Below are 11,911 nucleotides of genomic sequence, written 5' to 3'. Positions count from 1 at the left end.
GTGGTAATTCTCTTGTCATTATCATATTATATTTTGAGTACCTATTTTTAATTGTGCCAAAAGGAGGTCTTTAAAAGATTATGAAAGATTTTTTAGAGATAATTCAGAGTGATAGAAAGACAAGAATCAAACATGATTTTGATGGCAATTTTTTGGATTATCTTGAACTGCTTAAGGAGAATCCGTCATTATCAATATTAGCACATCAGCGAATGTATGAATTGATTATAAATAAGGGAGTTGAAGTAGTAAAAACAGAGGAGCATCCAAGACTCCGAAGGATATACGGCAATGATGTCATCAAAACCTATAACTTTTTTAAGGAGGATTTTTTTGGCATCGATAAAGTGCTGATGCAAATTGTAAGATATTTTCATGCTGCTTCTATGAAGGGAGAGGAATCCAGGCAAGTCATTTATCTTGTTGGGCCAGTTGGAGCTGGGAAATCTTCAATAATGGAAGTATTAAAAAAAGCATTAGAAACGAACCCCCCCATTTATGCACTTAAAGGATGTCCAATTCGTGAGGAACCTCTACACTTAGTCCCTAAACATTTGCGCAAACAATTTGAAGAGAATTATGGTATACAAATTGAAGGAGATTTATGCCCAGTTTGTAGGTATCGACTAAAGAATGAATACGAAGGAAAATTTGAAGAATTTAAAGTTGAAACAGTTGATTTTAGCATACGATCTCGTAAAGGTATTGGTGTTGTGCCACCAGTAGATCCTAATAATCAAGATACTTCGGTGCTAATTGGTTCAGTGGATATTTCTAAAATTGACCTGTATCCAGAAGATGATCCAAGAGTCTTGTCTCTAAATGGTGCCTTTAATGTAGGCAACAGAGGCATTGTAGAGTTTATTGAGGTCTTTAAAAATGAAGTTGAATATTTGCATACTATGATCACTGCAACCCAAGAAAAAAGTATACCATCTCCTGGTAAGGGGTCAATGATTTATTTTGACGGTATTATTTTAGCCCACTCCAATGAAGCTGAATGGAATAAATTTAAATCCGACCATACGAATGAAGCAATTCTAGATAGAATTGTTAAGATAGAAGTACCCTATTGTTTACAGCTTGATGAGGAAATTAAAATCTATAATAAAATAAAAAAAATCAGCAAGTTCAAAACACATATAGCACCTCATACGATTGAAATTGTTTCCATGTTTGCTATATTATCAAGGCTGGCACCTTCTACAAAAGTGGATCCACTTACAAAACTTAAAATTTATAATGGTGAGGAAATCGTTGAAAAAGGAACGACTAAAAAAGTAGATATTATTGAAATTCGTGAGGAAGCCAATAGAGAGGGTATGACAGGTATCTCTACAAGATTTATTATGAAGGTTTTAGATAACACCATGAGTGAGTCTGAGCATGATTGTATTAACCCTATCATGGTAATGGAAACGCTAGTAAAAGCAGTAAAAGATGTACCAATTAGCGAAGATGAAAAAAAGAGATATTTAAACTTTATCCAAGATACTATTAAAAAAGAATACCATAAGATTCTTGAAAAAGAAGTAACAAAGGCTTTTATCCATGGTTATAAGGAGCAAGCTGAAGATTTATTTAACAATTATTTAGACCATGCAGAAGCAGCAGTCAATAAGAAAAAGCTCAAGGATAGAAATACTGGTGAGGAATTGGAGCCAGATGAAAAGTTTTTGCGCTCCATTGAAGAACAAATAGGTATTTCCGCGTCTGCCGCAGGGGGATTTAGACAGGATGTCACAGCCTACATGTTTTATGTTATTAGAAATGGCGGAAAAATGGATTATTCCTGTTATGAGCCTTTAAAAGAGGCAATAGAAAACAAGTTAACAACATCCGTAAGAGAACTAAGTAGAGTCATTACACGAAGCAAGGTACGTGATAAAGAACAAAATGAAAAATATGATTTGATGGTTGAAGAGATGAAAAGGAATGGTTATTGTGACCACTGCTGTAACGTTGTTTTGAAATATGCAGCTAATAATTTGTGGAAGGATTAAAATTATGGCTATTTTTCGAGAATTTGACAGTAGGGGAAGAGATCGATCTGCAGAAGATAGAAGAAGACATCGGGAATTAGTTGACGATGCAATCAAAAAAAACATTGGAAACATCATAGCAGAAGAAAGTATTATAGGTCAAAGTACCAATAAAAAAATTAAAATTCCTATAAAAGGCATCAAAGAATACCAATTTGTATTTGGTAAAAATCAATATGGAACAGGTTCTGGTAATGGTGAAGAAAAACGAGGAGATAAAATAGGGAATGCCGATGACATGAAAGAAGGGCATGGTGAAGCAGGAAATAATGAAGGTGAAGATATTTATGAAACAGAAGTAACGATTGAAGAACTCATTCAGTATTTATTTGAAGATTTGAATCTGCCTTTTTTAGAAAGAAAAAAATTCAACCAGCTAGAAACTGAAAAAAACTATAGGAAGCTGGGTATCAAACGAAAAGGTATCCCACCAAAATTAGCAAAAAAACGTTCAGTAATTGAAAAAATCAAGAGACAAAAAGCATATCAAAGAGGAAAGAAGGATGAAGTTGATAAAACCGAAGAAAAACCACGATTTCCTTTTAAGGAGGATGATCTTAGATATTATAGATTAAGGGAAGACATTCGGAAGGAATCCAATGCTGTAATTATTTGTATTATGGATACATCTGGTTCAATGGATGTTACGAAGAAGTACCTCGCTCGGAGTTTTTATTTTCTTCTATATCAATTTATTCGTCTCAAGTACGTGAATGTTGAGATCGCTTTTGTAGCCCACACCACTATCGGTAAAGAAGTAAATGAAGATGATTTTTTTCACAAAGGAGAGTCGGGAGGAACTTACATTAGTAGTGGTTATGAGAAGGCATTGGAAATTATTGAGGCGAGATATAATCCGTCAATATGGAATGTATATGCCTTTCACTGTAGTGATGGGGATAATTGGTCTGAGGACAATGAAAAAGCGTTGGCACTAGCTAAGAAATTATGTGACACCTGTAATCTTTTTGGATACGGTGAAATTTTTCATCCTAGTTTTCCACGATTGAGTAATATATGGCAACTCTATACAGCACAACTTAAAAATCCGAATTTTTCCGTAGTAACGATGTCAAAAAAGGAGGATGTTATTCCAGCACTTCGAAAGCTTCTTGAAAAGGAAGAGAAGTATTGAGAATAGTAATGAGAGATGGAGTATTCATTAAGAGAATTAGAAGAATGGAATGATAAAATAGAGTTCTTGGTGAAGCAAGCGGGTTTAGAATGCTATCCCCAAGAATTTGAAATTTGTAGTTATGAAGATATGTTATGTTATGAAGCGTATGTAGGTATGCCATCCCATTATCCTCATTGGAGTTTTGGAAAAACCTATGACAAACAAAAAACCTTGTATAAGTACAATTTAGCAGGATTGCCATATGAAATGGTTATCAACTCTAATCCGTGTATTGCCTATTTAATGAGAGACAATTCCCAATTGTTGCAGATACTAACCATGGCGCATGTGTACGGACATAATGATTTTTTTAAGAATAATCGATTGTTTGTTGAGGGTACTAACGCTGATACGACAGTAGAGATGTTTAAAAATCATGCAAATCGTATTAGAAGCTATATTCAAGATCCAACAATTGGATACAACAGAGTTGAACGAATCATAGACGCAGCTCATGCCATAAGATATCAAACCTCAAAAGTAATTGGAGAAAAGAAAAGTACAAATGAACAAAGCAAGAAAAGAATTTTAGATCAATATTATGATAGCATCAAAAGAACAAGCGTTTTAGATGAGAAAAAAGATATTCCTTATCCTAATTTAAGCAAAAACCCGTTAGAACCTACGGAGAATCTAATAGACATATTAATTCAATACGGGATATTAGATGACTGGGAAAAGGATATTCTGCATATTGTTTCGGAGGAAACACAGTACTTTTTGCCTCAAATGGAAACAAAAATTATGAATGAAGGATGGGCGAGCTTTTGGCATTATCAAATACTAAAGGAGCTTAAGCTGTCACAGAGCCTTCATATAGAATTTTTAAATCGGCATAATCAAGTGATCAAACCTTTTTTAGGAAGTATTAATCCTTATTACATGGGCTTTAAACTATTAGAGGATATTGAAAAAAGATTAGGGAGAGATAAGCTTTTTGAAGTAAGGAAGCTGGAGCGAGATGCATCTTTTATCCTTAAGTATTTGACAGAAGAGTTGTGCTATGAGATGAATTTGTTTCAGTATGGTAAAAAGCATAATACTTATATTATAGAAGAGGTAGCGGATGAAGAGGGTTGGGAAAAAATACGTAATACGCTTGTAGCATCTGTTGGGGTAGCCAATATTCCTTGTATTAAAGTATCAGAAATCTCATCACGTGATCATATTCTTTTATTGTCACACGTATATGATGGTAGGGAGTTAGAACAAGGTTATGCAAATGAGACTTTAAAGTATTTGACAACTCTCTGGGGAGGTAAGGTGATGCTTAAGACTGTTTTTGATAAAGTTGAAAAATTAATGATTTGTGATGAAAATAAAAAAATATCAATTACTGGGATGTAATACGCAGGAGGTATTTTAAGAGAACAATCAGGGAATTAGTTTCTTGGTTGTTTTCTTTGTTATATTATGTCGATTAGCACTGCGGTTTTAAGCGAACTTCCTAGGAACATATGTGGGAATAGTAACATTTGAGTTGGTATTTGTAAAAATATATTGTCGAACATTGATGAATATAGGAAATAAATACAAAAATAACTAAAAAATAATATTCATAAACATAATATATAAAAATAATTAATTGATAATTGACAAAATGTGTTTGAATAGGTAAACTATAATAGAACAAAGCGCTTGTCAGCGCGTTACATAATAATTTATGATATCTAACGCTTTGTTCTATGCTTCGTGGAAAGTAGAACTTTCCTACTGGAGAACAAAGCGCTTGTCAGTGTGTACGAATACAGTTCTGCATATGTAATGGAGAGGAGAGACTAAATGAATATTACGGTTCTTGTATTAGCTGGAGGTAGTGGTCAGCGCTTTTGGCCCTTATCGACACCTGAAAAACCAAAGCAATTATTAAGCTTGTTTTCAGATCAGTCTATGATAAGGGAAACGATCAATCGAGTACTTCCATTAGTACCACCAGATAAAATATTTATAGCAACGAATATTATGCAGTACAAGGCAATTCAAAAGGAGTTACCATTTATTCCAGTTGACAATATAATTATTGAACCTGCATTTAAAGACACTGCTGCAGCAATTGGGTATGGAAGTCTATATATTAATCAGAGTTATCCTGACTCTGAAGTAATAGTACTTGCCTCGGATCATCTGATCAAGGATGAAATTAATTTTAGAAATGTACTAAAAATAGCAGTAAATGAAGCTCATGAAAATCGTACAATTGTAACGCTAGGGATCAAACCAAGTAAGACAGAAATTGGATATGGATACATTGAAACAGAACCAGATACGAAACTTGAAGAAGTGTCACAAGTAAAACGTTTTTGTGAAAAACCCAACTATGATTTAGCTAGATGTTATGTTGAATCGGGTAATTATTTTTGGAATAGTGGTATGTTTGTTTTTAGTATAAAAACCATATTTGAAGAGTTTAAAGCCTATTTGCCAAAGCATTATTCAAATCTAATGAGGCTGAAAACAATCATTGAAACAGGTTTATGGGGGGAAGAGCTTTCTAAGGAAGTAGCTTTCAATTTTGAAGTATTTGAAAAGGTTTCCATCGATTATGGAATAATGGAACATTCGAATCGAATTAAAGTCATACCTTCAGATTTTGGCTGGAATGATATTGGTAGTTTTACAGCACTTGAAGATGTATTCGAACCAAATGAAAATGGAACGGTATTTAAGACCGCCACAATTAATGAGCTTAACTCGAAAAATAATATCATCATTGGAGCAAATACATATATTGCAACAATTGGTATTGAAGGGGTTGTTATCATTCAAACTGAAAACGTTCTTTTAATATGTAAAAAAGATCAACTTCATGATATTAAAAAATTATTATCTAGTTAAGTAAGGGACAAGCATAAGACAGCAATCCTACTAAGGAGGGATAAAGAGAATGGAAGAAGTAAATAAAAAAATAGAAATGCTAGAGTTGACTAGATATCTATTAAAAAGTTTTTGGTTGATACTTCTGATAACGATGATATCAGTTGGTATTTGCTACTATGTTACAACAGGAAAAATTGATCCAATTTACGAAGCTTCAACTACTTTGTTTATTGGAAAGGAGAGTAATGGGATTATAACAAATATTAGTTTAGATGATTTACAGCTAGATAATCAACTAGTTTTAGATTATAGTCAGCTACTCATCACAGATCTTGTTACTGAACAAGTTATTTATGAATTAGAATTACAAGTAACACCGGATGATTTAAGAGAAGTCTTAAGTATTGAAAGCATTGAAGGATCAAGATTTATACACATTAAGTATAAAAGCTCATATCCTGATGAGGCAGCCGAAATTGTCAACAAACTCTCGGAAACGTTAACTGAGAAAGCCATTAAAATCGTAGGGGTAAAAAATATCCAGGTTGTTGATTACGCCAAGCTTCCCAAGATACCAATCAGCCCTAATTTAATATTGAATATGATTCTTACTGGTGTATTTGGATTTATTGGGGCGATACTAATTGTTGTATTGAAGTTTATGTTGATTGGTACTGTTCAAAAGGAAGAAGATATAGAAAAAACAATTGGCCTACCAGTATTGGGTATGATACCAAAGTTTAAGGGGGGAGAGCACATATGATGAGTCAAAATTTAGTTGCACTCAATGAGCCATATTCCATGGTTTCTGAAAGTTATAAGATGTTTAGTACAAATTTAAATTACACGAATCGCAAGAAGGAGAATAATGTTATTTTATTTACCAGTACGACTACTGAGGAAGGAAAAACAATCTCAGTTGCAAATACAGCGATTTCCTATGCGAAAGCTGGCAAGAAAGTATTGTTAATAGAAGGAGACCTACGCAAAGCAAGAATACATGAAGTCTTTGGCTTAAATGTAGCACCTGGGTTATCCGACTTATTGTTAGGAAAAAAACGATTACCTGAAGTTGTGAAAACCGTAGAAGATATTAAAAATCTACATATATTAACTTCGGGCAATTTCATAGCTGATCCAACAGAAATATTATCTTCCTATGCGTTTGATAGCTTTATTGATCAGGTGAAACAAGAATTTGACATTATACTGATTGATGCTCCACCTGTATTAAGTGTAACAGATACAGTCATTATTAGCAGAGTAACGGATGGGGTGGTATTGATCATTGCTATGAAAGAAACGAAGAAAGAAGCCGTTAAGCAAGCTAAGAAGGTTTTAGAAAAGGTTGAAGCCAATATATTAGGTGTCTTGATGACAAAGTCTGAACGAAAGATGAACAAAGCATATGATTATTATCAACCTGATAAAAAGAAGAATAAAACTAGTTAAATAAAAAAAAGAAAAAGGAAGGAAATGAGGGGAAATATGTCAAAGGTAGCATTGATAACAGGAATTACAGGACAAGATGGATCTTATCTAGCGGAATTCTTACTGGGAAAAGAGTATGAGGTACATGGGATTATCCGAAGGAGTTCCTCCTTTAATACAGGAAGAATTGAACATTTGTATATTGATGAATTGATACTGGATATGCATATGCATAGAAAAGTACAACTGCATTATGGAGATATGACAGATTCTACCAATCTCATTCGTTTAATTCGTGAAATTAGACCAACGGAGATTTATAATTTAGCTGCGCAATCTCATGTTAAGGTTTCATTTGAAGTGCCCGAATATACTGCAGATACTGACGGTATAGGTACACTTAGATTGTTAGAAGCGATTCGGTTCTTAGGTTTTGATACGAAGGTCTATCAAGCTTCTACATCCGAATTATTTGGAAAGGTACAAGAGGTGCCTCAAAAAGAAACAACTCCTTTTTATCCTAGAAGTCCATATGCGGTTGCAAAGCAATTTGCATTCTGGATCGTAAAGAACTATAGGGAATCCTACAATATGTTTGCTGTGAATGGTATTTTATTTAACCACGAATCAGAACGACGAGGGGAAACCTTTGTAACTAGGAAAATTACACTTGCAGTGTCAAGAATCGTGCAACTTAAACAAGAAAAACTCTATCTTGGGAATCTAGATGCCCTAAGAGACTGGGGATATGCCAAGGATTATGTGGAATGTATGTGGATGATTCTTCAGCATCATACACCAGAAGATTTTGTGATTGCAACAGGTGAGATGCATACAGTAAGAGAGTTTTGTACATTGGCATTCAAAGAAGTAGGAATTCATATTACCTGGCAAGGGTCTGGTATAAATGAAAAAGGGATTGATGCGACAACAGGAAAAGTATTGGTTGAAGTTGATTCGAAGTACTTCAGACCAGCTGAAGTGGAACAGCTTTTAGGAGATCCAACCAAAGCCAAAACACTCTTAGGCTGGAATCCGACGCAAACTTCTTTTGAAGAATTGGTTAAGCGCATGGTTAGGTCAGACATGAAGGTTGTTGCAAAAGAAGAGTATATACGGAAGGAATTTGATTAATACATACGCACATATAGATAAGGAGTAAATCATGGAAAAAGAAGCAAAGATCTATGTTGCAGGTCATACTGGCTTAGTAGGATCAGCAATTATGAGAGCCTTAGAACAACAAGGATATTACAATATCGTCTATAGAACAATCGAAGAATTAGATTTGACTAGGCAAGGGGAAGTAGAAAAATTCTTTGAGAAAGAGAGGCCGCAATATGTTTTCCTTGCAGCAGCAAAGGTAGGGGGTATCCATGCTAATAATATCTATCCAGCCCAATTTATCTATGAGAATTTAATGATTGAATGCAATATCATCCATAGTGCGTATTTAAATAAAGTTAAGAAGTTGCTATTTTTAGGTAGCTCCTGTATTTATCCTAAATTAGCAGAACAACCTATAAAAGAAGAATATCTTCTCACAGGACGTCTAGAACCTACGAATGAAGCGTATGCTATTGCTAAAATTAGTGGAATTGAGCTTTGTAAATTCTATAGAAGACAATATGGATGCAATTATATATCTGCAATGCCAACAAACCTTTATGGCATCAACGACAATTTCAATCTAGAAACGTCCCATGTGATGCCTGCACTTATACGCAAGTTTCATGAGGCTAAGTTGAGTGGAGCGAAGGAGGTTGAAATGTGGGGGACAGGAAGACCTAAAAGAGAATTTCTCTATGTAGAAGATCTTGCAGCTGCGTTGCTACATCTGATGAACCATTATAGTGAAGAAGGGCATGTTAATATCGGGACTGGAGAAGATATCGAAATAGGAGAACTGGCTCAGATCATTAAAAAAGTGGTTGGGTATCAAGGTGTAATTGTGAACGATCTATCAAAACCTGATGGTACACCTAGAAAGCTATTAAATGTAGATTTATTGCATAAGATTGGATGGAGGCACCAAGTAGAACTAGAAGAGGGTATTAAAACTGTATATGAGTGGTATTTAGGAAGAGAGTAGTAGAGGGGGCTTTTCTTATGGATTTCATACAAGCGGAACTAACAAAACTGTTGGCCTTATCAATAAGAGGACAGTTCTTAAGCATGTCTGTTGATGATAAGAAATATACGCAGGATTATTGGTGCAAAGTATTTAGTGAAGCAAAAGAGCAGGGAGTACACACGATCATTTATCCTTTCATTCAAAGGCAGATACCAGAGGAATGGTTTTTAACGAATCCGCTAGATTCTTGGAAGGGCATCATACATGCAACCTGCATATATCAAGTGTCTAATAGGAAATTCCTAGGTAAGCTCTTTGAAGCGTTTGCAAAGGAAAAAATCCAGTTCATTGGATTAAAGGGTTTGTATTTGCAGTATCTTTATCCAGTACCGCAAATGAGAACCATGAGTGATATCGATTTATTGATAAATCCCTGCGACCAAGAAAAAATAGATCAACTACTTAGATCGGTGGGGTACTATATGAAGCCCACTTCGGCATCCTCTTGTGTACAAGTTTATAAGCATAATAAGTATATTACCCTTGAAATTCATCATCAACTATTTTCAAATCAGCAATTATTTCATACGGAAGGTTTTGAAGAGAAACTATGGAACAATTGTATGACTATGAATTTTGAGGGAACAGATTTACAATTGCCTAAACCAATAAATCATGCTGTTTATATGCTCTTACATATGGCAAAACATTTTATTTACACAGGTTTTGGGTTAAGACAATTAGCAGATTTGGTTCTAATTATTGAAAAAAATGAATTAGATGTTAATATACTGATCAATGAGATTAAGGTGTATGAACTAGAGTGCTTTACAAAAATGGTACTATATGTAGTACATAAACTATTGAATTTTCAATTACCTGAAAATCTAATGGTTGATGAGCAAGAATATGAATGCTATTTAGATTGTTTTATACAAGAGATATTCAAAGATGGTCTATTTGGTAAAAAGAATGGTGAACAAGTTGCTCAGCATATATTATTAAATCATTCTAACAAAGCACAAGCACTTAGTATATTTTTCCCAAGTAAAAATGAATTAAAGGACAAATATTGGTATGCAACACAGCATTCATTTTTATTACCTATAGCATGGATTCATCGAATGGCTTATAATCTCTTTTTTAGAAAAGATATGAAGCTTCAAGAGAAAATGAGTATTCTTATTAAAAATACAACGAGCCCGTCTATTCGGCTAGAATTACTTAAATGGTTATCATTGAAGTCTTCTAATTGATCAATAGTTGGAGGGTGAGGTTATGGAACAAATAGTGAAAAAACTTGAGAATAGAGATATTTTTATAGATTATCTTAAGGGCTTAGCGATTTTTTTAGTTGTTTGGGGGCATACTATACAATTTGCGCTAGATAGTAGCATCGATTTTTTCTTGAATCCGGTGTTCATTGTAATTTATTCTTTTCACATGCCCTTGTTTATGTTTGTAAGTGGATACTTATTTATGTATTCGATAAAAAACAGGGATATAAAAACGCTTATTAAAAGCAAGTTTTTTCAATTGATTATACCGATTATAACTTGGAGTTTTGTATATAAAACCTTATATTTTGTTGTGAATTATTATAGAAGCAACGGGATAAGTTTATATCAACAGGTGATGGAGTATCTGATTGGATATCTAAAGGATTTACCTGAGGAATTCTGGTACCTATGGGTAGTTTTTTATTGTACGATCATTGTATCCATTATTCAAAGGTATTTTAAAGATAAACTCATTGCGTATTTTGCGATTTTTGCAATTTTATTGATTTTGCCAGACAATTATATTTTGCTATTGCTCAAGTTTATGTATCCTTATTTTGTTGCGGGCTACTTATTCCATAAAAACAAAGGTAAGGAGCTAAGCTGTATAAAAGATATCAAGCCATTAGCAATGCTTGCATTTCCAATTCTATTGTTTTTTTGGAAAAAAGATTTCTATGTATATACTACAGGAATGAGTTTATATGTAGGCGTTTTTAGGTACAGAGTATTCATTATCCTATATAGATACTTAACTGGCTTTGTAGGTGTTGTTTTTGTTATGGAAGTTGTTAAAACGTCACTTAAGTATCTTACTATTAAGGGGGTAACTTATATTGGGAAATATACTTTAGGAATCTATATTATCCAATATTATCTTACCTATAGACTGTACGTCCTACCAGATTTTATTGCTGATAATCAGATTATTTATAACATGGTGTTCACTCCTGTGATATCGATCGTTATTATTATTATCAGTTTAATTGCTATAAAGATATTACAAAAAACGAGAATTACCAATAGATTATTTTTAGGGTCAAGAGTAAAGTCTGCTGGGGAGTAGGTAAATATTGGGCATATATTGAGT

Annotated in this window: 10 protein-coding genes; all 10 read left to right on the top strand. The window is 33.8% G+C overall.

Annotated elements, in window-relative coordinates:
* The first annotated feature begins 80 nt into the window (after positions 1–80).
* The 10 genes from CVU84_14225 (at position 81) to CVU84_14180 (ending at position 11,887) form a co-directional block, all read left to right on the top strand.
* A complete protein-coding gene (locus tag CVU84_14225) occupies positions 81–2,003 on the top strand; it encodes a serine protein kinase (GenBank protein PKM93735.1) in 1,923 nt (640 codons plus the stop codon).
* Between the two features lie 4 nt (positions 2,004–2,007).
* Entirely contained in the window at positions 2,008–3,177 is a 1,170-nt protein-coding gene (locus CVU84_14220) for a sporulation protein YhbH (GenBank protein ID PKM93734.1), read from the top strand.
* 15 nt (positions 3,178–3,192) lie between these two features.
* Positions 3,193–4,566, top strand: coding sequence for a stage V sporulation protein R (locus tag CVU84_14215; GenBank protein ID PKM93733.1), 1,374 nt, complete (start codon positions 3,193–3,195; stop codon positions 4,564–4,566).
* Positions 4,567–5,001: 435 nt separating this feature from the next.
* Positions 5,002–6,054 (top strand): mannose-1-phosphate guanyltransferase, encoded by a 1,053-nt coding sequence (locus CVU84_14210; GenBank protein PKM93732.1) that lies wholly within the window; start codon positions 5,002–5,004, stop codon positions 6,052–6,054.
* A gap of 49 nt (positions 6,055–6,103) precedes the next feature.
* On the top strand, positions 6,104–6,799 hold the full coding sequence (locus CVU84_14205) for a hypothetical protein (GenBank protein ID PKM93731.1): 696 nt from the start codon (positions 6,104–6,106) through the stop codon (positions 6,797–6,799).
* Positions 6,796–7,488: a capsular biosynthesis protein gene (locus CVU84_14200; protein ID PKM93730.1), complete on the top strand. Its 693-nt coding sequence runs from the start codon at positions 6,796–6,798 to the stop codon at positions 7,486–7,488. The genes CVU84_14205 and CVU84_14200 overlap by 4 nt, the downstream gene beginning before the upstream one ends.
* Before the next feature lie 36 nt (positions 7,489–7,524).
* Positions 7,525–8,601, top strand: a complete 1,077-nt coding sequence (gene gmd / locus CVU84_14195) for a GDP-mannose 4,6-dehydratase (protein PKM93729.1) — start codon at positions 7,525–7,527, stop codon at positions 8,599–8,601.
* A gap of 31 nt (positions 8,602–8,632) precedes the next feature.
* Entirely contained in the window at positions 8,633–9,559 is a 927-nt protein-coding gene (locus tag CVU84_14190; GenBank protein ID PKM93728.1) for a GDP-fucose synthetase, read from the top strand.
* Positions 9,560–9,576: 17 nt separating this feature from the next.
* On the top strand, positions 9,577–10,797 hold the full coding sequence (locus tag CVU84_14185; GenBank protein ID PKM93727.1) for a hypothetical protein: 1,221 nt from the start codon (positions 9,577–9,579) through the stop codon (positions 10,795–10,797).
* 22 nt (positions 10,798–10,819) lie between these two features.
* Positions 10,820–11,887: a hypothetical protein gene (locus CVU84_14180; protein ID PKM93726.1), complete on the top strand. Its 1,068-nt coding sequence runs from the start codon at positions 10,820–10,822 to the stop codon at positions 11,885–11,887.
* Positions 11,888–11,911 lie beyond the last annotated feature (24 nt).

Source organism: Firmicutes bacterium HGW-Firmicutes-1, from assembly GCA_002841625.1.
GTDB lineage: Bacteria > Bacillota > Clostridia > Lachnospirales > Vallitaleaceae > HGW-1.
This window is presented reverse-complemented; position numbering and strand designations above follow the sequence as displayed.